The 21,720-nt window shown below is 62.6% G+C and carries 20 protein-coding genes and 1 pseudogene; 12 read left to right on the top strand and 9 right to left on the bottom strand.

Going from position 1 to position 21,720, the window contains the following annotated elements:
- Positions 1–16 precede the first annotated feature (16 nt).
- Positions 17–1,021 (top strand): glucokinase, encoded by a 1,005-nt coding sequence (locus tag DES44_RS06620; RefSeq protein ID WP_232309799.1) that lies wholly within the window; start codon positions 17–19, stop codon positions 1,019–1,021.
- A gap of 136 nt (positions 1,022–1,157) precedes the next feature.
- Positions 1,158–1,826, top strand: coding sequence for an excisionase family DNA-binding protein (locus DES44_RS06615; RefSeq protein WP_058935682.1), 669 nt, complete (start codon positions 1,158–1,160; stop codon positions 1,824–1,826).
- 39 nt (positions 1,827–1,865) lie between these two features.
- Here DES44_RS06615 and DES44_RS06610 read toward each other — a convergent pair whose 3' ends face one another.
- Positions 1,866–2,690 (bottom strand): TspO-related membrane protein, encoded by an 825-nt coding sequence (locus DES44_RS06610; RefSeq protein WP_058935683.1) that lies wholly within the window; start codon positions 2,688–2,690, stop codon positions 1,866–1,868.
- A 145-nt stretch (positions 2,691–2,835) separates the two neighbouring features.
- Here DES44_RS06610 and DES44_RS06605 point away from each other — a divergent pair, with 145 nt between their 5' ends.
- Entirely contained in the window at positions 2,836–4,932 is a 2,097-nt protein-coding gene (locus DES44_RS06605) for an ATP-dependent helicase (protein WP_083525682.1), read from the top strand.
- Between the two features lie 48 nt (positions 4,933–4,980).
- On the opposite strand, the gene DES44_RS06600 is transcribed toward DES44_RS06605, so the two are convergent.
- Positions 4,981–5,607, bottom strand: coding sequence for a LuxR C-terminal-related transcriptional regulator (locus DES44_RS06600; RefSeq protein ID WP_170156618.1), 627 nt, complete (start codon positions 5,605–5,607; stop codon positions 4,981–4,983).
- A 263-nt stretch (positions 5,608–5,870) separates the two neighbouring features.
- Here DES44_RS06600 and DES44_RS06595 point away from each other — a divergent pair, with 263 nt between their 5' ends.
- The 8 genes from DES44_RS06595 to DES44_RS06560 all read left to right on the top strand — a co-directional run bounded on the left by DES44_RS06595 (position 5,871) and on the right by DES44_RS06560 (position 16,780).
- Entirely contained in the window at positions 5,871–6,524 is a 654-nt protein-coding gene (locus DES44_RS06595; RefSeq protein ID WP_058935685.1) for a hydrolase, read from the top strand.
- 228 nt (positions 6,525–6,752) lie between these two features.
- Positions 6,753–7,079 (top strand): XapX domain-containing protein, encoded by a 327-nt coding sequence (locus DES44_RS06590; RefSeq protein WP_058935686.1) that lies wholly within the window; start codon positions 6,753–6,755, stop codon positions 7,077–7,079.
- Complete coding sequence (locus DES44_RS06585; RefSeq protein ID WP_058935687.1) at positions 7,072–8,964, top strand: amidohydrolase; 1,893 nt, start codon at positions 7,072–7,074, stop codon at positions 8,962–8,964. The genes DES44_RS06590 and DES44_RS06585 overlap by 8 nt, the downstream gene beginning before the upstream one ends.
- On the top strand, positions 8,961–9,398 hold the full coding sequence (locus DES44_RS06580; RefSeq protein ID WP_058935688.1) for a DoxX family protein: 438 nt from the start codon (positions 8,961–8,963) through the stop codon (positions 9,396–9,398). Before DES44_RS06585 ends, DES44_RS06580 begins: the two co-directional genes overlap by 4 nt.
- 38 nt (positions 9,399–9,436) lie before the next feature.
- The gene (locus DES44_RS06575) at positions 9,437–10,204 is read left to right on the top strand and encodes a dienelactone hydrolase family protein (protein ID WP_170156617.1); all 768 of its coding nucleotides are present in this window, start codon (positions 9,437–9,439) and stop codon (positions 10,202–10,204) included.
- 110 nt (positions 10,205–10,314) lie between these two features.
- Complete coding sequence (gene fusA, locus DES44_RS06570) at positions 10,315–12,417, top strand: elongation factor G (protein ID WP_058935690.1); 2,103 nt, start codon at positions 10,315–10,317, stop codon at positions 12,415–12,417.
- Between the two features lie 513 nt (positions 12,418–12,930).
- The gene (locus DES44_RS06565) at positions 12,931–13,170 is read left to right on the top strand and encodes a hypothetical protein (RefSeq protein ID WP_058937482.1); all 240 of its coding nucleotides are present in this window, start codon (positions 12,931–12,933) and stop codon (positions 13,168–13,170) included.
- Between the two features lie 226 nt (positions 13,171–13,396).
- Positions 13,397–16,780, top strand: coding sequence for an amidohydrolase family protein (locus DES44_RS06560; protein WP_083525684.1), 3,384 nt, complete (start codon positions 13,397–13,399; stop codon positions 16,778–16,780).
- A gap of 176 nt (positions 16,781–16,956) precedes the next feature.
- On the opposite strand, the gene DES44_RS24530 is transcribed toward DES44_RS06560, so the two are convergent.
- The 7 genes and pseudogenes from DES44_RS24530 to DES44_RS06550 form a co-directional block, all read right to left on the bottom strand.
- The gene (locus tag DES44_RS24530) at positions 16,957–17,316 is read right to left on the bottom strand and encodes a hypothetical protein (RefSeq protein WP_147306990.1); all 360 of its coding nucleotides are present in this window, start codon (positions 17,314–17,316) and stop codon (positions 16,957–16,959) included.
- Positions 17,317–17,423: 107 nt separating this feature from the next.
- Complete coding sequence (locus DES44_RS24525) at positions 17,424–17,792, bottom strand: hypothetical protein (protein WP_157592969.1); 369 nt, start codon at positions 17,790–17,792, stop codon at positions 17,424–17,426.
- A 46-nt stretch (positions 17,793–17,838) separates the two neighbouring features.
- The gene (locus DES44_RS24520; RefSeq protein ID WP_147306988.1) at positions 17,839–18,450 is read right to left on the bottom strand and encodes a hypothetical protein; all 612 of its coding nucleotides are present in this window, start codon (positions 18,448–18,450) and stop codon (positions 17,839–17,841) included.
- 85 nt (positions 18,451–18,535) lie between these two features.
- On the bottom strand, positions 18,536–18,820 hold the full coding sequence (locus tag DES44_RS06555) for a barstar family protein (protein WP_198164794.1): 285 nt from the start codon (positions 18,818–18,820) through the stop codon (positions 18,536–18,538).
- A gap of 4 nt (positions 18,821–18,824) precedes the next feature.
- Complete coding sequence (locus DES44_RS24975) at positions 18,825–19,292, bottom strand: hypothetical protein (RefSeq protein WP_157592970.1); 468 nt, start codon at positions 19,290–19,292, stop codon at positions 18,825–18,827.
- A 375-nt stretch (positions 19,293–19,667) separates the two neighbouring features.
- Positions 19,668–20,081: a response regulator transcription factor KdpE gene (locus DES44_RS24515; protein WP_147306987.1), complete on the bottom strand. Its 414-nt coding sequence runs from the start codon at positions 20,079–20,081 to the stop codon at positions 19,668–19,670.
- A gap of 241 nt (positions 20,082–20,322) precedes the next feature.
- Positions 20,323–21,012, bottom strand: a pseudogene (locus tag DES44_RS06550) (two-partner secretion domain-containing protein); the annotation flags it as partial.
- 478 nt (positions 21,013–21,490) lie between these two features.
- On the opposite strand from DES44_RS06550, the gene DES44_RS06545 reads away from it, so the two are divergent.
- On the top strand, positions 21,491–21,652 hold the full coding sequence (locus DES44_RS06545) for a DUF1328 domain-containing protein (RefSeq protein ID WP_083525687.1): 162 nt from the start codon (positions 21,491–21,493) through the stop codon (positions 21,650–21,652).
- Positions 21,653–21,720 lie beyond the last annotated feature (68 nt).

Raw genomic sequence — 21,720 nt, 5'->3', positions numbered from 1 at the left:
CCCGATTGTTTTTCCCATGAGTGCGATGCTTGTTCCCCCGCCCCAGGGCACCCCGGCCCAGGGCCGACTGCTGGCCGATGTCGGCGGCACCAATGCGCGGTTTGCCTGGCAGGCCGGACCGCAGGCGGCGCTGACCGAGGTCCGCACCTACGCCTGCGCCGACTATCCCAGCCTGCAGGCGGCCATCGAGACCTATCTGAAGGACACCGGCCGGCATACGGCCGGCCTCGGTCCGGTGCAGGGGGCGATTGGCATCGCCAATCCCATCGTGGGCGATCAGGTCCACATGACCAACCACCACTGGTCCTTCTCGATCGAGGCGCTGCGTCAGGCGATCGGGCTGGAGAAGCTGGTGGTGATCAACGACTTCACCGCGCTGGCGCTGGCGCTGCCGACCTTGGCGGCGGAAGAAAAGCGTCAGATCCGCGCGGGCGAGGCCGATCCGAACGGGGCGCTGGCCCTGATCGGCCCGGGCACTGGCCTGGGCGTGTCGGGCCTGGTGCCTGCGGGGGATGGCAGCTACCGCGCCATTCAGGGCGAAGGCGGCCATGTGACGCTGGCGGCAGTGACGCCGCGTGAGGCGGCGGTGGTGGCGGCGCTGCAAAAGCGGTTTGGCCATGCCTCGGCCGAGCGGGCGGTGTCTGGCCTGGGCCTGGTGTGGATGTATGAAGCGCTGTGCGAGCTGGACGGCGTGGCCGTGCCCGCCGGGCTGGACGCGCCCACCATCAGCGCCCGTGCGTTGGACCGCAGCGATGCTCGCGCCGACGAGACGCTGGAGCTGATGTTCGCCTTCCTCGGATCGGTGGCGGGCAACCTGGCCCTGACGATGGGTGCGCGCGGCGGCGTGTATCTGGGCGGAGGGGTGCTGCCCCGCGTCATCGACCGCCTGGAGGCCTCGGCCTTCCACGAGCGCTTCGTGAGCAAGGGACGGTTCAAGGCTTACATGGAATCGGTGCCGGTGTACCTGATCCAGGCCAAGGAGTCCCCCGCGCTGCGCGGGGTGGCCCAGGCGCTGCGCTGAGCCTTTCCGTTTCGTGTGATTTGAGCCGCCTCAGGGCGGCTTTTTTACGTCCTGGCGATGGTCGCCGCGGTCATGTCCTTTCACTTTTTTCACTTTTTCTTCTTTGGTGATAGACTGGACTGATCAAGGAGACATCATGGCTCAGGCTCAGATCAAGCCCGCCAAGGCGGGGGGGAAGGACCGGTACCCACCATTAGTGAGCGACCCCGTTGATTCGCTGGCGGAACAGGTCGGTCGGTACGTGATTGCCGAGGTCAGGCAGTACCGGATGCAGGCAGAGTCAGATCGCAAAAAACGCAACAGCATCGCGGCGGACATGCAGCGCCTGGAAGCGGAAATCGGATGCTTGGTCAGCAAGGCTCTCCAAAGCTCTCTGTCCTCCCAGACCGCGGAAGGGAAAGCCATCCGCATGGGCTTGATCGCCAAGCTCGCCAGTGCTGAGCTAGGCAATCTTCCGTTGCATCAGCCTCCTCGGTCGCCGATGGCAGACACCCTGCTCACCACGGCGCAAGCCGCCGAGCAACTGGAGGTGAGTCGCCCCTACGTGTCCATGCTGTGCGATCAAGGAAAGCTGGGCGAGGTCGTGATGACCGAAGGGGGGCATCGCCGCATTCGCGCTTCCGCGGTCCAGACCTACCTCGCCGCGCGGACGAAACAGCATGCGGGAGCCCCGTCGCCTCGTGAAGCGGCTGAGGCTGCCGGCCTCTACGACTTTCCGGAAGGACACTTCAAGAATGTCGTTCGCGAGGCCGACCCGCCCATCCTGGCACCCAGAGCCAAAGCGTCACGCAAGCCACGCGCATGAACGGTCGGGACACCTTTGTGGTCCTGAACAGTTGGCTGCTCAATGCGGCCGATAAGACATCAGCCCCTCTTCCCGCCCACTCCCCCGCGTCGGCCGCCCTCCCCGAACCCGCAGCCAGACCGTCTGTCCGACCACCACCGCAGCCAAAGCCAGCGCAATCCAGGCCGACGTTTGCGCGCCGGGCAGTTCCCCACGGCTTTGCTTCACATAGACGCCCACCAGCCCCCATACGGCGGCGAACACATAACCCAGGGACTGCCAGCCCGTGATCGGCTGATGCAGCCGCGCAATCGCCACCAGCAGCAGCAAGGCGGCCAAGGCCCACAGCACCATCGTCCAGGGCAACTGATCGACCGTGGGCAGCAACTGCTTGGCCACGATCACCTGCGCCGTGTTGAGGAAAGCGGCCATCGACAGCCAGCCCGCGTGCAGCGCCAGCGGCAGCAGCGTCAGCCAGGCCGCCGCCCCGGTGGGCCGCGCATGGGCCACCAGCATCAGCGCCCATAGCATGCAAGCCAGCGCGCCCCACATCACCGCCAGCGCCACCCAGAACCACTGCTGGGCAAACACCACCATCCAGCTGGCCGTCAGCGCAAAGCCCAGCGTCGTCAGCAGCAGGCAGCGGTGGCGCACCGCCGCCAGTGCCGGATCGGCCGGCCGCTGCCCGCGCAGCGTCCACAGCGCCAGCAACAGGTCCAGCAGGAAGATCACGCCCCAGATGGAAAAGGCATACCCGTCCGCCACGATCAGCGTGGGGTACTGGTCGGACAGCGTCTTGTTGTCCGGGCCAAAGGTCCCTTGCTGGGAGAACCAGGCAATGACCGGCATGCCCAGGGCGGAAAGCGTCAACAGGATCGGCAGCATGGCAAGGTCTCCATGGGGTGCAGCGTACACCGGACGACTGGCAATTGCCGTTCCCCTCCCGCGCGCCACCCGCGTCAGCAAAGTGTCACGACCGCGCCACCGCCGCGAGACACTGGTCATCCATACAGCCTATGATGCAGGCCTGATGACCTCCCTTGCCCTCCCCGACGCGTCGCTGTCCACGCCCGATGGCGTGCGCAGCGTCTTCGACGAACTCAACGACGACCAGCGCGCCGCCGTCGAACATGGCCTGAACGGCGATGCCACCGACGACCGGGCGTTGCTGGTGATCGCGGGCGCCGGGTCGGGCAAGACCAAGACCCTGGCGACCCGGGTGGCGCGCCTGGTGATGGCGGGCGCCGACCCGCAGCGCATCCTGCTGCTGACCTTCTCCCGGCGCGCCGCCGGTGAGATGGAACGGCGCGCCGGTCAGGTGCTGCATCGTGCGCTGGGCCTGCGAGCCACCCAGATGGCCCCCCGCTTCCCCTGGGCCGGCACCTTCCACAGCGTCGGCGCCCGGCTGCTGCGCGAGTACGCACCCCGCATCGGCCTGGACCCGCAATTCACCATCCTGGACCGGGCCGACGCCGAAGACCTGATGGGCCTGCAGCGCCAGGCGCTCGGCCTGGCGGAAACCGCCGACCGCTTTCCGCTCAAATCCACCTGCCTGAACATCTACTCCCGTGCGGTGAACAGTGAAGCCCGGCTGGACCAGGTGCTGCAGGAGCATTTTCCCTGGTGCTTCCCGGCCCACGAAGCCTTGCGGCAGCTGTTCCGGACCTACGTCGCGGAAAAGCAGCGCCAGCGCCTGCTGGACTATGACGACCTGCTGCTCTACTGGGCCGAGATCATGTCCGAGCCCACCTTGGCCCGGGAGATCGGCGACCGGTTCGACCATGTCCTGGTCGACGAATACCAGGACACCAACCGCCTGCAGGCCACGCTGCTGCACCGCCTCAAGCCCGATGGCCGGCGACTCACCGTGGTGGGGGACGATGCCCAGGCCATCTACTCCTTCCGGGCGGCCGAGGTGCGCAACATCCTGGAGTTTCCTTCGCGATTCGATCCACCGGCGCGCGTGATCACGCTGGAGCGCAACTACCGCTCCACCCAGCCCATTCTGGAAGCCTCCAATGCCGTGATCGCCCAGGCCAAGGAACGGTATGCCAAACAGTTGTGGTCGGACCAGGCCTCCAGCGAACGGCCGCAGCTGGTGACGGTGGACGATGAAGCCCGCCAGGCCCGCTGGGTGGCGGACCGGGTGCTGGAGCGGCGCGAGCAAGGCATCAAGCTCAAGCGGCAGGCGGTGCTCTTCCGCACCGCCACCCACAGCGCCCAGCTGGAGCTGGAACTCATCCGCCGCAACATCCCATTCGTCAAGTTCGGCGGCCTGAAGTTCCTGGAGAGCACCCACGTCAAGGACGCGCTCAGCGTGCTGCGGTGGGCCCAGAACCCCCACCATCGGCTGGCGTGCTTCCGGGTGTCCCAACTGCTGGCCGGCTTTGGCCCCGCGAGTGCGCGAAGGCTGGTGGATGCGCTGGACAGTGGCGCCGATATGGCCAGCGCCTTGCGCGCATTCGAGCCGCCCCGCGGCGCCGCTGCGGACTGGGCTGCCCTGTGTGAACTGATGCTGACGCTGCGGGAAGAGTCGCACTGGCCGCTGGACCTGGAGCGCACCATTGAATGGCTGACGCCCCATCTGCATCGACTGCACGACGATGCGGCCATCCGCCTGGCCGATCTGGAGCAACTGGCGCGGATTGCGCAAGGCTATGGCAGTCGCGAGCGTTTCCTGACGGAATTGACCCTGGACCCGCCGGAAGCCAGCAGTGATGAATCGGGCGTTCCGTTGAAAGACGAGGACTATCTGATCCTGTCCACGATTCATTCCGCCAAAGGCCAGGAATGGAGCGCGGTGTACCTGCTCAATTGCGTGGACGGTTGCATGCCGTCCGACCTGAGCACCGGCGCACAGGCCCAGATCGAGGAAGAACGGCGACTGCTGTATGTGGCCATGACCCGCGCCCAGCATCACCTGTCCGTCATGGTGCCCCAGCGCTTTTACGTGACGCAGCAGGCTCGCCATGGCGACCGGCACCTCTATGCCAGTGTGTCGCGGTTCATTCCCGGCAAGGTGGCGCGTCACTTCGACAAGATGGGCCCGGCCAATGAACTGCGGGCGCCGCTGCCGGAACTGGTCAAGCCGGCGATGGACGTGGTGGCGCGCCTCAAGAAGTGGTGACGCGGCTCAGGCTCAGGCTCAGGCTCAGGCTCAGGCTCAGGCTCAGGCTCAGGACGGCAGCATCGCTGGCCCGATCAGCCCCCGTTCCATCGCGATGCTGGCGGCCTCGGTCCGGGTTTCCGCATCCAGCTTGCTCAGGATGGCCTTCATGTGGGCCTTGACCGTGCCGGCGGAGATGTCCAGCGCCAGGGCCACGCCCTTGTTGCTCTTGCCGCGGGCCACCAGGCCCAGCACCTGCTGCTCCCGGTCGGTCAGGGTGGAGCGGGCCATGCTGGCGGCGATCCGCTGCGCCGCCATGGCGCTGAGGTAGCGCGAGCCGCGGGCCAGTTGCCGCACGCCCGACACCAGGTCCTGTACTTCGCAGCCCAGTTCCAGATAGCCCTCCACACCGGCCTCCAGGGCGGAGCGCACCTCGTGCTCCCGGTCGTTGGCGGTCACCACCAGCACCTTTGGCGCAGACGACTGCCGATCCCGGCCGCTGGAGCGGCTGGCCACCAGGTTCAGCGCCCGCTCATAGTCCGCCACGACGATGTGCGGCCCGGGTGCGGCACGCCCGTCAGCCTCCAGCACGTCGATGTCGACCTGCTGTGACAGCACCGTGCTCAGCCCGATCGCCACGAGGGGATCGGCATAAGCCACGCTGACCTGAATACGTTGGGTCGGCCAATTCAACATGATGAAAGCTCCTTCGGACATCGCATGACCTGCATGGTGGAGGTTGCGGCGGCTGGCGGCGAGTGATGACTTGTGAAGCCTTGTGTACCCCGGTGATAGAGCCCCCCTCCCCAAATGGGGAAGGCCCCCGAATCTGGCGCGATGGAGACAGGCGCTCCCCCTCCCATCTTGGAGATCACGCGCCGGCCATCGCCCCGCAGACTTCAGCCCGAGGTCGGACATCCCTCCGGCCGGTTGTTGACAGATTCACGAAAGGACTTCCCATGGCCATCACCGCTACCCCGACTCCCGGCGCCGGACTCGTCTCGCCCAAGGACCACACGCTGATCCTGATCGACTTCCAGTCGCAGATGTCCTTCGCCACCAAGTCCATCGACGCGATCGAGCTGCGCAACAACGCCGCCCTGATCTCCAATGCGGCCGCCGGCTTCAAGGTGCCCACCATCCTGACCACCGTGGCCGAGAAGAGCTTCTCCGGGCCGATGTATGAAGAGATCACCTCGGCCTTCCCCGGCCAGGAACTGATCGACCGTACCTCCATGAACACTTGGGAAGATGCCAATGTGATCAAGGTGGTCAATGCCATCGGACGCGAGCGCATTGTGCTGGCCGGCCTGTGGACGTCGGTGTGCATCGTGGGACCCGCGATCTCGGCCATCGAGCAGGGATTCGAGGTCTATGTGATCACCGATGCCTGCGGCGACGTGTCGACCGAAGCGCATGAGCGCGCGGTGGCGCGCATGGTGCAGGCCGGTGCCCGTCCGATGACGGCACTGCAGTACATGCTGGAACTGCAGCGCGACTGGGCCCGTGCAGAGACCTATGACCTGACCACCGGCATCGCCAAGAAGTTCGGCGGCGCCTATGGCCTTGGCATCACCTACGCCAAGACCATGTTCAATGCCCATGAAGGGTAACCCCCCCTACCGACTTCGTCGGCCCCCCCAGGGGGGCGAGCCCAGTGGCCCGGCAGAGCCGGTTCCACGGGCTCCGCGTGAGGAGGCCCGGACAACGCAGCGCGTTGTCTGGGCGTGCGTGAAGTGAGGGCTTGGGCCACCGAGTCGCCAGCGACTCGGTGGCGCGCTTTACTCGGTGGGGCCCGGTGGCGAAGGTTGGTCCGCTGAAATTCTTGGTTGAGGTGTTGGATGAAACCCTATCTTGTGTCGCTGGCCGTCGGGCTGCTGGTCGGCGTGATTTATGCGCTGTTTAATGTGCGGTCGCCAGCGCCGCCAGTGATCGCCCTGGTCGGGTTGCTGGGCATCCTGGTCGGTGAACAGGTGCCGCCGCTGGTGAAGAAACTGGTGCAGCGCGACGATGCCGCCCAGGTGTCCTGGCTGCAGCATCAGGTCAAGCCTCATATGTTCGGGCAGTTGCCCAAGTGCGCCGATGCGGCTCAAGTCCGCGCCGCCACCCCCGTGTCCCCCTCGGTCGCCAAGGCGGCCGATGCCGCTTCGGAGATCCGTCATGGCTGAAACCTCCACCCCTTTTGCAGATCTCATCCTGCACCGCGGGCTGTTCACCACCCTCAACCGTGCGCAACCCACCGCGCAGGCCGTGGCCATCAAGGACGGCCGCTTCCTGAAGGTCGGCCATGACCAGGAAGTCATGGCCCTGGCCGGGCCCCGCACCAAGGTCATCGATGTGCGCGGCAAGCGCGTGCTGCCCGGCCTCATCGACAACCATCTGCACATCATTCGCGGCGGCCTGAACTTCAACATGGAGCTGCGCTGGGATGGCGTGCGCTCCCTGGCCGACGCCATGGCCATGCTCAAGCGCCAGGTGGACGTGACACCCGCCCCTCAATGGGTGCGCGTGGTCGGCGGTTTCACCGAACATCAGTTCGCCGAAAAGCGCCTGCCCACGCTGGAAGAGCTGAACGCCGTCGCGCCCGATACGCCGGTGTTCATCCTCCATCTGTATGACCGCGCCCTGCTCAATGCCGCTGCACTGCGCGCGGTCGGCTACACCAAGGACACGCCGGAGCCCCCCGGCGGCCAGATCACCCGCGACAGCCAGGGCAACCCCACCGGCCTGCTGCTGGCCAAGCCCAATGCGGCCATCCTCTACGCCACGCTGGCCAAAGGACCCAAGCTGCCGCTGGAGTACCAGCTCAACAGCACCCGGCTGTTCATGCGCGAGCTCAACCGCCTGGGCGTCACCGGCGCCATCGACGCCGGCGGCGGCTTCCAGAACTATCCGGACGACTACGAGGTGATCGAGCAACTGGCCAAAGACCAGCTGCTGACCATCCGCCTGGCCTACAACCTGTTCACCCAGAAGCCCAAGCAGGAAAAGGACGACTTCCTGCGCTGGACTCAGGAATCCAAATACAAGCAGGGCGACGACTACTTCCGCCACAACGGGGCCGGCGAGATGCTGGTCTTCTCCGCCGCCGACTTCGAGGACTTCCGCGTGGAACGCCCCGACATGCCGCCGCAGATGGAAGACGACCTGGAAGGCGTGGTCCGCATCCTGGCCGAGAACCGCTGGCCCTGGCGCATGCACGCCACCTACGACGAAACCATCAGCCGCGCCCTGGATGTCTTCGAGAAGGTGAACCAGGACATTCCGCTGGAAGGCCTGAACTGGTTCTTCGACCACGCCGAGACCATCTCCGAAGCCTCGATGGACCGCATCGCTGCCCTGGGCGGCGGCGTGGCCGTGCAGCACCGCATGGCCTACCAGGGCGAATACTTCGTGGAACGTTATGGCGCAGGCGCCGCCGAAGCCACCCCGCCCGTGCGCAAGATGCTGGACAAGGGCCTGAAGGTGTCGGCCGGCACCGATGCCACTCGCGTCGCCTCCTACAACCCGTGGGTGTCGCTGTCCTGGCTGATCACCGGCAAGACGGTGGGCGGCCTGCAGTTGACCCCGCAGCGCAATTGCCTGGACCGCGAACAGGCCCTGCGCATGTGGACCGAGAACGTCACCTGGTTCAGCAATGAAGAAGGCAAGAAGGGCCGCATTCAGGAAGGCATGCTGGCCGACCTGGTGGTGCCCGACCGCGACTTCTTCGCCTGCGCAGAAAGCGACATCGCCGACACCACCGCCCTGCTGACCGTGGTGGGCGGCAAGGTGGTGTGGGGAGCGGGCGAGTTCAGCGCCGATGACGAAACGTCCCCGCCGCTGCCGCTGCCCGACTGGTCCCCGGTGCGCCGCTTCGGAGGCTACGCCGGCTGGGGGGACCAGGAAGGCCGTCCGCTGCAGGCGGCGATGAAGCGCCCCATGAGCTGCGACTGCGCCACCAGCTGCGCCGTCCACCAGCACGACCATGCCCGGTCCTGGGCCAGCAATGCGCCGGTGTCGGATCTCAAAAGCTTCTGGGGCGCCCTGGGCTGCGCCTGCTGGGCCGTATGAGCGCCGCCTTCCACGGCGCCACGGGCGCGCAACCGGCCCGTCGTGCAGCGGCCGCTGGCCCGGTTCGCTGGGTGGCTCTGCTGCTGCTGTGCGCCGCTTATCTGCAGGGCGGCCTGGTCAAGCTGTTCGACTTTGGCAGTGCCGTCGGCGAGATGCAGCATTTCGGGCTCAGCCCGGCGCCACTGATGGCGGGCCTGGTGATCGCGCTGGAGCTGGGCGCCTCGGCGCTCATCCTGAGCGGACGGCTGCGATGGCTGGGCGCTCTGGCCCTGGCGGTCTTCACCGCGGCCGCCACCTTCATGGCCAACCGCTACTGGGACGCCAGCGGCCAGGAGCGCTTCATGCTGATGAACGGCTTCTTCGAGCACTGGGGTCTGGTGGGTGGCTTCCTGCTGGTGGCCTGGACCGACTGGCAGGAACGCCGCGCCGGATGAACGACCCCGCGGGACTCGCGTCCCGCCTCGATGCCCTGATGAGCCTCCTGCCCACGTCCCTGCAAGCGCCCCGCTTCAACCTGACCGTGCCACAGCCGGATGGCCAGCCGGGTGTCATAGACGCCTACCTGGCGCTGGCCCGCCAGCCCGACGCCCCCGGCGTGGTGGTGCTGCACGAGATGCTGGGCGTGAATGCCGACATGCACCGCATCTGCGACCGGCTGGCCGCGCAGGGCTTCCATGCCCTGTGCCCGGACCTGTATTGGCGGCAGCGTCCGCGGGCGCTGTTCTCCGAACATGACAACGCCCAGCGTGACGCCGCCCTCCGCCTGGGGCGGTCGTTCGATGCCGACCTCGGCACCAACGACCTGCAGCACATCATGGACTGGCTGCGGCAGATGGACGGCGGCGCCCGCAAGGTCGGCTGCATCGGCTACTGCATGGGCGGCCTGCTCAGCTACCGGGTGGCGGCCTGCTGCCGCTCGGACGCGTCGGTGGTCTATTACGGCGTCGGCATCGAACGCTTCCTGGACGAAGCCCACACCGTGGCCTGCCCACTGCTGATCCATCTGGCCGAGCAGGACGATTTCATTCCCCCCACCACCCAGGACGAAATGGCGCGGCGACTGCAAGCGGATGCGACCGCGCTCATCCACACCTACTCGAACACCCGCCACGGCTTCGCCCGTCGTGGGGGCCGCCACTTCGACGCCGCGGCCGCACTGCTGGCCGATGAACGCAGCAGCCGCTTCCTGGCGCAGCATCTGCACCCCGTCCCCACCGGCGTCCCGGCCGATGCCGTCTGATCCCCGGTGATCCCGTGTGATCCCAGGCGATTTCCTCCGTGCTGGCAGATCCCCCCGCTTCTGGGTACATTCGTCAGGCTTTGCTCTCATTCACACCCCTGGAGTCCGCCATGTCTCGCAAGACCCCCATCGAGCGCTATCGCAACATTGGTATCTCGGCTCACATCGATGCCGGCAAGACCACCACCACCGAGCGCATCCTCTTCTACACCGGGGTCAACCACAAGATCGGCGAGGTGCATGACGGCGCCGCCACCATGGACTGGATGGAGCAGGAACAGGAACGCGGCATCACCATCACGTCGGCGGCCACCACCTGCTTCTGGAAGGGCATGGACCTGTCGCTGCCGGAACACCGCATCAACATCATCGACACGCCCGGGCACGTGGACTTCACCATCGAGGTGGAGCGCTCCATGCGGGTGCTGGACGGCGCGGTGATGGTGTATGACTCGGTGGGCGGCGTGCAGCCGCAGTCCGAGACCGTCTGGCGCCAGGCCAACAAGTACAAGGTGCCGCGCCTGGCCTTCGTCAACAAGATGGACCGCGTGGGCGCGGACTTCTTCCGTGTCCGCCAGATGATGGTGGACCGCCTGCGGGCCAATCCGGTGCCCATCGTGCTGCCCATTGGCGCGGAAGACCAGTTCAAGGGCGTGATCGACCTGCTGAAGATGAAGGCCATCTACTGGGACGACGCCTCCCAGGGCATGAAGTTCAACTACGAGGACATTCCTGCGGAACTGCGGGCCCAGGCCGAGGAGTGGCGCGAGAAGATGGTGGAGGCCGCCGCCGAGGCCGACGAGGACATCATGAACCAGTACCTCGAATCCGGCACGCTGAGCGAGGACCAGATCAAGCAGGCCATCCGCCGCCGCACCATTGCCGGGGAGATCCAGCCGATGCTGTGCGGCACCGCCTTCAAGAACAAGGGCGTGCAGCGCATGCTGGACGCGGTCATCGACTTCATGCCCTCCCCGATCGACATCCCGCCGGTCACCGGCACCGATGACGACGAGCAACCGGTCAGCCGCAAGGCCGATGACAACGAGAAGTTCAGCGCCCTGGCCTTCAAGCTGATGACCGACCCGTATGTCGGTCAGCTGACCTTCGTGCGGGTGTATTCCGGCATCCTGAAGTCGGGCGACTCGGTCTACAACCCGACGCGCGGCAAGAAGGAACGCATCGGCCGCATCCTGCAGATGCATGCCAATCAGCGCGAGGAAATCAAGGAGATCCTGGCCGGCGACATCGCCGCCTGCGTGGGCCTGAAGGACGTGACCACCGGCGAGACGCTGTGTGATCCCGAAGCCATCATCACGCTGGAAAAGATGATCTTCCCCGAGCCGGTGATCTCCCAGGCGGTGGAGCCCAAGAGCAAGGCCGATCAGGAAAAGATGGGCCTGGCGCTGGGCCGGCTGGCGGCGGAAGACCCGTCCTTCCGGGTGCGCACCGACGAGGAATCCGGCCAGACCATCATCTCCGGCATGGGCGAGTTGCACCTGGAAATCATCGTGGACCGGATGAAGCGGGAATTCGGGGTGGAGGCCAATGTCGGCAAACCGCAGGTGGCCTACCGCGAAACCATCCGCAAGGCTGTGCAGGATGTGGAAGGCAAGTTCGTCCGCCAGTCCGGCGGCAAGGGCCAGTACGGCCACGTGGTGCTGACGGTCGAGCCGCAGGAGGCCGGCAAGGGCTTTGAATTCGTGGACGCGATCAAGGGCGGCGTCGTGCCTCGTGAATACATTCCCGCCGTTGAAAAGGGCGTGGTCGACACCTTGCCCAATGGCGTGCTGGCCGGATATCCGGTGGTGGACGTCAAGGTGACGCTGACCTTCGGTTCCTACCATGACGTGGACTCGAACGAAAACGCGTTCAAGATGGCGGCATCGATGGGCTTCAAGGAAGCTTGCCGCCGCGCCAATCCGGTGATTCTGGAACCGATGATGGCGGTGGAAGTGGAGACGCCGGAAGACTATGCCGGCACCGTCATGGGCGACCTGTCTTCCCGCCGCGGCATGGTGCAGGGCATGGACGACATGGTGGGCGGCGGCAAGATCATCAAGGCGGAAGTGCCGCTGTCCGAGATGTTCGGCTACTCCACCACGCTGCGGTCGGCCACCCAGGGTCGCGCGACCTACACGATGGAGTTCAAGCATTACTCGGAAGCTCCGAAGAATGTGGCGGATGCCATCGTGACGGCGCGGGCAAAGTAAGCCAGTAGCCGCCGGATCTTCGGGAGAGGGTCCGGCGGGTCTGCGTTTGCATCTGCGTTTGCATCTGCGCTTGCATCTGCGTTTGCGTTTGCGTTGGCACTGCGCAACGCAGTGCATGGCAGCCCTTGCGCAATGCAATCACCGCACGCATCATTGCGCCCCATTGCTGAAGGCGCCCACGACAGCGCCCGCATGACGGAGATTCCCTATGTCCTCCCTGTTCACCTTCGCGACGATCGGCTGAACACGGTTCCCGAGCCCCGGCTGAACCGTATCTGATCCAGATCCCCGATCTCGCGATTCCAGATCCGGCCTCAGACCGCGTGGCATGCGTGCCCTGCGGATGGGCCTTCCCTGCTCTCGAATGGATGGACTGACGGCGGCTGCCCAACGGGGCGGCGGTCTCAGCCCGCAGCCTTGAAGCCCGCTGCCGCTTTCGCGGCCAGGCCTGGCGTGTCCTATTCGATCGGCAGCGGCTCCTTGCAGCCGGGGCATTTGCAATCGGACGACCGAATGAGTGCACAACTCCGTTCCCGCGCCCTCCAGGAGGGGCGGGTCAAGGCCTTGCGCCGCATGAAACAACCCATGAGCCTGGTGCTGGAAAACAGCCCGGTGCGAGACCCCGTGGCACGCGCCCTGGGTCAGCGTGGCATGCGCGGCGCTGGCGAACATATCCAAAGCCGCGGCGCCCAGCGCCGCGCCGATCGCGTGGCGCTTCAAACGCTGCTGCGCAGGGAGGATTGGGATGAATGAATCCCGTGAATGGCGTCAGTCATTGACGCAACGACATCAGCATCTGCAAGGTGTGGCCGCGCAGCTTGAATAGGGACACGCCGGAGCGGTGCGGGCCTGCTGGGCGCTATCCAAACTGCCATTCGTCATGGTCGAGAAAACCAGCATGGCCTTCCCGCCCCTGCTGGGTATTCTCCGGAGCATTCTCAGCCTCCTGGACAGAGGTGGTCCTCCACCTCGCCTGACCATGAACCGTCCCATGCTCGCCCGCCTGTTCCGCCTCACGCCCGCCTCCGCGGGCGTGATCACTTTGTGTGCCGCCGCCCTGGCGGCGACTGCCGCCCAGTCTGCGGCGGCGGCGGGTGACGCGGCTGCGCCGGCATCGGGCGCCTCGGCACCGGCCGCTGCAGCCTCGGCGGCCACCCCGGCCAAGTGGAACGTGAATGCGCCCCCCGGACAGCCGGGCAAGGCTCAGCTGGATGTGCACACCGGCACCTGGATGTCGGTGGACGTGAGCCCGGACGGCAAGCAGGTGGTGTTTGACCTGCTCGGTGACCTCTACCTCATGCCCATCGGCGGCGGAGAGGCCAAGGCCCTCACCCATTCCATGGCCTGGGAAATGCAGCCGCGTTTCTCGCCGGACGGCAAGCAAATCGCTTTCGTCTCCGACGCTGGCGGTGGCGACAACATCTGGGTGATGAATGTGGATGGCTCCAATGCCCGCGCCATCACCACCGAGGACTATCGACTGCTCAACAATCCGGTCTGGCATCCGAGCGGCAAATACCTGCTGGCGCGAAAGCACTTCACCGGCACCCGGTCGCTGGGCAGCGGCGAGATCTGGATGTATTCGCTGGACGGTGGCAAAGGCCAGCAACTCAATGAAAAGCCGAATTGGCAGAAGGATCTTGGCGAGCCGGCCATTTCGCCGGATGGCAAATTCTTCTACTACTCGCAGGACAGCACGCCGGGTCGCTCCTTCGAATACAACAAGGACAGCAATGGCGAGATCTTCCGCATCTACCGCCAGAACCTGAGCGACGGCACGAATGAAGCCTTTGTCACCGGCCCTGGCGGCGCCATCCGGCCCACGCCCTCGCCCGACGGGCGTTACCTGGCTTTCATCCGCCGACTCCGCACGGATGCCGGCAGCCAGACCACCCTCTTCCTCAAGGACCTGAAGACCGGTCGTGAAGTGCCGGCCTGGACGGGGCTGGAGCGGGACCTGCAGGAAGCCTGGTCGGTGCATGGTGTGTATCCCGGCATTGCATGGACGCCGGACAGCAAGCAGGTGGTGGCCTGGGCGCAGGGCAAGCTGTGGCGGATTGATCCGTTCCAATCGACGGCCGCCGAAATCCCCTTCCATGTGAAGGACGAGCGGGAAATCCGACCGGCCGTGCGTTTCGCGCAGGAAGTCGCGCCGGACCGATTCGAATCGCGCATGCTGCGCTGGGTGCGGGTGTCGCCGGACGGCAAGCGGGTCGTCTATTCGGCAGCTGGGTATCTCTATCAGAACGAGCTGCGAGACGGCCAGCCGGTGGGTGAGGCCCGTCGATTGACGCAGCAGACCGACCGCTTCGAGTACTTCCCCAGCTTCTCCCGCGACGGGCGCGAGCTGGTGTATGTGAGCTGGAATGACGGCGAACAGGCGCGGGTGCGCCGACTCGATCTGGCGTCGGGACGGGAGACGGTGATCACGCCCGAGCCGGGCAAATATCTCTATCCGGTTTTCTCGCCGGACGGCAAGACCATTGCTTATCGCAAGGCGCGGGGCGGTTACCTCACCTCGCCGTGGAATGGCATGGAGCCAGGCATCTACGTGGCCTCGGCGGACGGCAAGGGACAGCCGCGTCGGGTGACCAAGGACGGCGAGACGCCGCAGTTTGGCGGGGACAGCAATACGCTCTATGTCACGCGTGTGCAGCAGACCAGCGAAGTCGATTCATTGCACCAGCTGGTGCGCATCAAGCTGGATGAGCGGGAAGAGACGGTAGTGGCCAAGAGCGAATTCGCCGCGTCCTTCACCGTGTCGCCGGACGGTCAATATCTGGGCTTCAATGAGCGCTTCCATACCTACGTGACGCCACTGGCGCCCAGCGGCAAGCCGCTGACGGTGGGGCCGAAGGCCGATGCGATGCCGGTGACCAAGCTGGACGTCAATGCGGGCGACGACCTGCAATGGTCGTCGGACAGCCGGTCGCTGCATTACGCGCTGGGCAATGAATTGTTCACCGTCGCTCTGGCTGACGCCTCGCGGACCGGATTCAAGCCGCCGGAGCATGGCCGCAAGCTGGGACTGACGCTGACGGCGGACAAGCCGCAGGGTCGCTATGCCATCGTGGGCGCGCGTGTCGTCACGATGAAAGCCAGCCAGCCCGACCAGGTGATTGAAGACGGTGTGGTGTTGATTGAGAACGACCGCATCAAGGCCATTGGTCCTCGCAGCGAAGTCTCGATTCCCGCAGGCACGCAGACCTTGCAAGCGGCCGGCAAGACGGTCATTCCGGGTCTGATTGACGTGCACTGGCATGGCACCATGGCCGAGACCGAGATCATTCCGCAGCAAAGCTGGGTGAACTATGCGTCCCTCGCATTCGGCCTGACGACCCTGCATGACCCGTCCAATCGGACCAGCGACATCTTTACGCAAGCGGAGATGCAGCGCACCGGTCGTGTGGTGGGGCCGCGCATCTTCTCGACCGGAACGGTGCTGTATGGGGCCAAGGCGGATTTCTCGGCGGTGATCAACAGCCTGGACGATGCGCGGACGCATCTGAACCGGCTGAAGTCGGCGGGCGCCTTCAGTGTGAAGAGCTACAACCAGCCGAGGCGTGAACAGCGACAGCAGGTGCTGGAGGCAGCACGCCAGACGCAGATGATGGTGGTGCCGGAAGGCGGCAGTCTCTATCAGATGAACATGAGCATGGTGGTGGACGGCCACACCGGCGTGGAGCATGCGCTGCCGGTGCCCAAGGTGTATGAGGACGTGAAGCAGCTCTGGCCGCAGACGCAGGTGGGCTACACGCCCACGCTGAACGTGGCGTATGGCGGGCTGGACGGCGAGCATTACTGGTATGCCCGCACGGATGTGTGGCGTCATCCGATCTTGAGCAAGTTTGTGCCCAAGAGCGTGCTGGAGCCTCGCAGCGTGCGACGCGAGACGGCGCCGGAGGAAGACTTCAATGTGATTCAGGTGGCGAAAACGGCGACCGAATTGCAGCGGGCCGGTGTGGCGGTAAACATCGGTGCACACGGCCAGCGCGAAGGGCTGGGGGCGCATTGGGAGCTGTGGATGCTTGGCATGGGCGGGATGACGCCGCTGGAAGCGCTCAAGAGTGCGACGCTGAATCCGGCGCGTTATCTGGGGCTGGACAAGGACATTGGGTCATTGGAACCGGGCAAGCTGGCGGACCTGGTGATTCTGGATGGGGATGTGCTCAAGGACATTCGCCAGAGCGACCGCATCAGCAAGGTGATGCTGGGTGGGCGGCTGTATGACATCCCGACAATGAATGAGGTCTGGCCGCGGCAGAAGGCGCGCAAGCCGTTCTTCTTTGACGGACGGGATGCGGCTGCGCCGGTGGATGCCGAGGCTGCGGGGGTGCAGCATGGGCATGGGCATGAGGATTGACTGGGGGCGGGGCTGATGGGCCTCGCTGCTGGGGAGACGAAAGCGCCTTCGGGCGCTTTTTTCATTGGCGCGCGGTGTGCGCGGCCGATGATTTGCCTATGTAGTGCTCGCCGATTGTCCGGGAACGAGTGGTCAAGTGCTTCAAACCAGATTGGGCGTATACATCGCACTTGGACTTACACGTCTTCATCCCAAATGGGACCGGGCTTTGCGTATTCGCCGCCCTCCAGGATTTTCAGCCAACCAAAGGATTCGTAAAACATCTTCAAGCTGACGATCTTAAAAAGCCCGTCCGCCAGTGCCTCTAAGCAAATCAGAGAAGGGCGATGATGTGTATATTTCCCTCCCCCACCCGCTGGCGCGCGAGCCGATAATAATTTCCTGTCCCATCCCGTAACCTCACCCACCATGGCCGGCAGTGGAGACACGAACACTATTTCAAACGTGTCCGAAACCATTGAAATACAAGGGATATCAGACTGCCGAAGCATATTTTTCGCAGTTAAATCTCCTGGCGGCAATAGAATAATATTCATAACTTCAAACCTTTTGGTTTAGCCATTCCGGAAATAGCGCCGGCTTCGTCCAGTCGTGGGAGATTTGAGAACGGAATGAAGTAACTCTGCGACCTGATGAACCTTATTTACCATGGAAATGGCGGCTCAATTGATATTTTTACTTGTGCACTTAGCAAATCTGCCTGGATTGTCAACACTTCTTGTGCAAACCCCTCAGCGACAAAAAAGCGCTCTTGCCTTTTGAGTAAATCGCGCGCTGCCAATAAGTTGATTCCACGCAGCTTGGCCACAACTCTGAGCTGACTCTCGTTTTTAAAGTCCGCGCTTTCGACCCAAATCTTGTATTTTGTGCAATCTTTGAGCGTTTCAGGAAAATAGGTCGTTACCACCGACCATTCACAATGACTGCAAAATAAACCTGAAACCCTCAGCTCGGTTTTTGAAACCAATTCATGACCGCAGTCGGGACAAACAAAACCATTGAAATTCATCACGGTTGAGCAATGGTGCGCCACCAAACCCTGATATCAGAAGGGCAATTCAGCGAATGGACTTACCAATTTTCGGAAGCCTATCGCAATATTCACGCCATTCGGGCGACCATCGAGCGGCCCTATCTACCCATAAATTTGGCGAAATACCGCCTTTTTCCACCCCCAATGCCTGAGCTTTTGCAAATAAATCGAAGTCAAGCCAAGGATCTCTTGCCAAACGCTCTATCACGGCAGGTTCAAACAATTCAGGCAAATATTGACGCATGTTTGGATAGCCTTCACCATAAAGGTCCATATTCACACTGAACAAAATTTTTCTTTGATTATAAAGCTCATCCACCTTCTCCTCGCCATAGCGCTCTAGAGCGATATCCTCTCCTTCCGAGAAATCAGAGTGCAAGAACGCCCCACTAGGATTTGCAGCGGCAAACCTCTCGTAGAGCATCTCTAGCAGATCCGGAGGGAGATAGACACAACGCTTTTTCGGGTATCCAAGATACTCCAATCTGAAGAACGGACCCTCATGGTCCATCAGAGACCAACGTCTCCAGGCACCCCGCCCTCCGTTGCACACCAATATTGATGTCAAGGTATCGCAGCCAAAATAAAAGAAACTGAAACTCATTGGTTTGCCATCATAAATATTACGCCACAGCATCCAGGCTGGTCCAAGCCTTCCGCGTTCCGTGCAGCCGCGGCCGGTTTCAAGTCAGTCAACATGCCCAACGCGAATAAGAGCGTAACTATCGAATTTCCAGCTTAAGAAAATCCGGCCTCTTAAGCTGCCTATCTTGTTCAGCAACTTCCTGGAGTAGAGAAAGATATTTCTCAAATCTTGGCAGCCTTCTCTTCGATTGATCAGCGTTGATCCAAGTGATCTTCAGAGGTCGCCCAACCATGCCGGTCAATGCGTCCCATAACGCATCTATGTTTTTCCCATACCAGCTCGGCAAATTAAGCCCGTCTGCAATTGCATTGTGCAAATCTTCTTCTGACTCAATAATTGAACCGTCAATAATTAAGTGCACTTTGCTATCCCCAATTTTTAGACGATAAATAGCGCCAGGCTTTTTCGGGTTTTGCCAGCAGAGACATCCCATTAACAGAAAGAGCCTGTGCAAATTCATCCGCTCGGTCTGGATTTAATGCCATGAAATTTCGGCAGCAATCTTCAAATAAAATCATAAACTGCGGCTTTGTATATATCTTTAAGCTTGGCTCATAATTCCAGAAATTCTGATCAACCCAAGCGAAATAGCATTCGTCCGAAATTTCTTCGATTGAGTTTATGTTGTCCGAGCGGTTGCCCCATTTACCCAGTTCCGTATATTGCTGCGAATCAAAGGTTATGCCTTTAGTTATTAGGTCTGTCATGTGGATCAAAACTTTTCCGGGTCGGAAATAGCCTTCGCTACCTCCAATGACAAGCGTGGCAGATAATGCAAATGCCGCATGTTCAGCAAATGGAAACTTTGGCGATAACAGGTATGATGCTTTCATTAGCTCACTGTCCTGGATGTGAATAAGTTCCCATAACATCTCCGGAACCATCCAATGAAACAAGAACGCGAAAGGGTACTCCATTGATCCCTACCGCCGCGTTCACTTCCGAAGCCCCAATGGCCTTTAGCTCAGCTTGAAAAGCAGCTTCCGCATGCGCTCCGTATACGCTTTTATTGCTGGGACCTCCGGTTGACAGATGAGTCGCTAGGTTACTGTCGTTGGCGGTTTGCCAAATTAATCTTAATTGGGGTAGTTTCATTGAGTCCGCTGGGACGGTTGCTGAAGTCTGCTTCGGGAAGCTCGTAGTCTGCTTTGCCTCGCGCTGAAAATTCATCTTTTTTGAAAGTTAGGCATTGGGGCGGTGCCTTTACCTCAACCCTGACTCAACCTCTTTTCCATCAAATCCAACATAATAGAAGCTACGGGACCAGCCGAACTCCTAGCTGCTTTGAGGGCGGATCGTATTCTGTCAAGACTTTCGCCTACAGCGAAACCCAAAGACAGACGACTGTTAATTGAATCAAGGGCAGATATCTTTACCTCGTCGTTTTCCACGGCAGTCAGTTCAAGTAGTACATCAAATGAACTAACTCCCTCAACATCGCCAAGCGTTTCCGCACAACGAATCACCCACGGAATCGGCTTATATTGAACTACGCTCTTAAGTGAAGCCCAGTCTGAATCTTCGAACTTATTCAAGAAAGTAGTGGCGCAACTAATTCCTTCATCTGACCAATAATCAGCTGAAAAATCCCCACTTAGGTATTCAGAATACTTTTCAAACATGTTGTTGCCCCGCAAAATCTGTGGGAGATGTGCAGCCTCGACCACAGGGGTACGCAGCAATCACGTTGTTGCGGACCTTTATAAGCTCAATCTTGACTCCGTTTACCGCCGACTGATGAAGTTTTGCTTCATCGGCGCGGCTGGCAACTGGTGGGACATCTCCCACTTGCTTCACGGCACTCATGGTTTGGTTGGATGTCCAGCTTTCCGAAGCCTCCGCATCCGACCGCTGCGCATAGAGGTTCGCAATGACTACCTCCGCACGACGCCCCGCCACCTCCACATCGCCACGGAGCTGGCTGGGCGCGCTGCTGTTGACCTCGTTGAGGATGACCTGCGCCTTGCCCCTTCCCAGCCAAGGATTGCCCTGCAGCCAGCCTCCCAATTGGGTGCTCGTGTCCGTCCGTGAGTTGTTGAGAATGACGCCTGTGGCGCCGACATTGAACTGGCTGTAGGTATTGCGGGACACCCCCGCCGCACTGGGGGTCTGGACGTTCACCAGCGTCGTGCCATTCGGTGCGGTCAACATCGTCGGCCGCTGAGAGCCGGGAGCGAACGGGTCAGCAACGATGCGTGAATGCGAGCCGACCGGCGCAACCTTTGGCGAGACCGAAGACCGAAGGGACGGCTCCACCGCTGAAGCCGCGGCTTGCAGCGGTGTACCGGCCTGGGCTCCCCCCGCTGAAACGATCAGGACCGTCGCCACTGCTGCCAGGGCCAATCCGGCCGCGACCGGAATCAGCAACGGAGGCTTGCTTGCGGAACGGCAATCGTCTCCTGTCATGCCTTGCAATGCGCCAGCCCGTAGCCGTCTTCTCGCGGGGCCTCGCCGCTCGCCCTTGGACTTTCCTTGGCCTCGCACCGTCTCCGCCGCCGTCATGAACTGGCCGTGCCGCTTGTTGAAAACAATCCGGAATTGAAGTCTATTCATGGCTCGCGCTCAGAGGGTTGCAACCATCCAGAGCACGCACCACGCGACATCGTCCGCACGGCATCGCCTTGGCTCTCCAAGGCCCCGCGCGACTGACCACCGCACTCGGCAGTGCTGCTCCGAATCGCCCGTTAAGCCCTGCGGCCTCGAGCGACATGCGTGCGAACTTTAGGGAGCGTCGGTCGAGCGACATATGGCCTTTGAATGCCATTTCGCTGCGGCATTCCCATGCGACAACGCCCTCCGGCGGCATAGACAAATCCATCTCTTGAAGCCACGCGCAGCACCCGTCGGTGGACGCGTCACTTGCGCATGGGCAGCTGTCCCCTCCCCTTGTCCCCCCAGAAGGTAGGCCCCCTCCTACAACGCACCGCCTCCCCCGCCGACGTTCATTTGCGGTTCACACCTGCCCGCAGGGAACGGCCCAGTCCCTACAGTTCATTCCATCGCGGCACGGAGCCGCACCAGGAGATCCCAGATGCTGCACTACGCCGTCGTCTTCTTCGTCATTGCCCTGATCGCTGCACTGTTCGGTTTTGGCGGTATCGCCGCCGGTGCAGCCAGCATTGCGAAGATTCTTTTCTTCGTCTTCGTGATCATGGCCGTCGCGACCTTCGTGATGAGCCTGCTCAGGAAATAACGAACTGACCGTCGGTCCGGTATCCCTCGGGGTGCCGCCCGACCGTCCCAAAGTTTCACAACAACACG

It is taken from the genome of Roseateles depolymerans (genome assembly GCF_003387155.1).
Taxonomy (GTDB): domain Bacteria; phylum Pseudomonadota; class Gammaproteobacteria; order Burkholderiales; family Burkholderiaceae_C; genus Roseateles; species Roseateles depolymerans.
The sequence above is the reverse complement of the archived record's forward strand: the minus strand, read 5'-3'. Positions and strand labels throughout refer to the sequence as shown.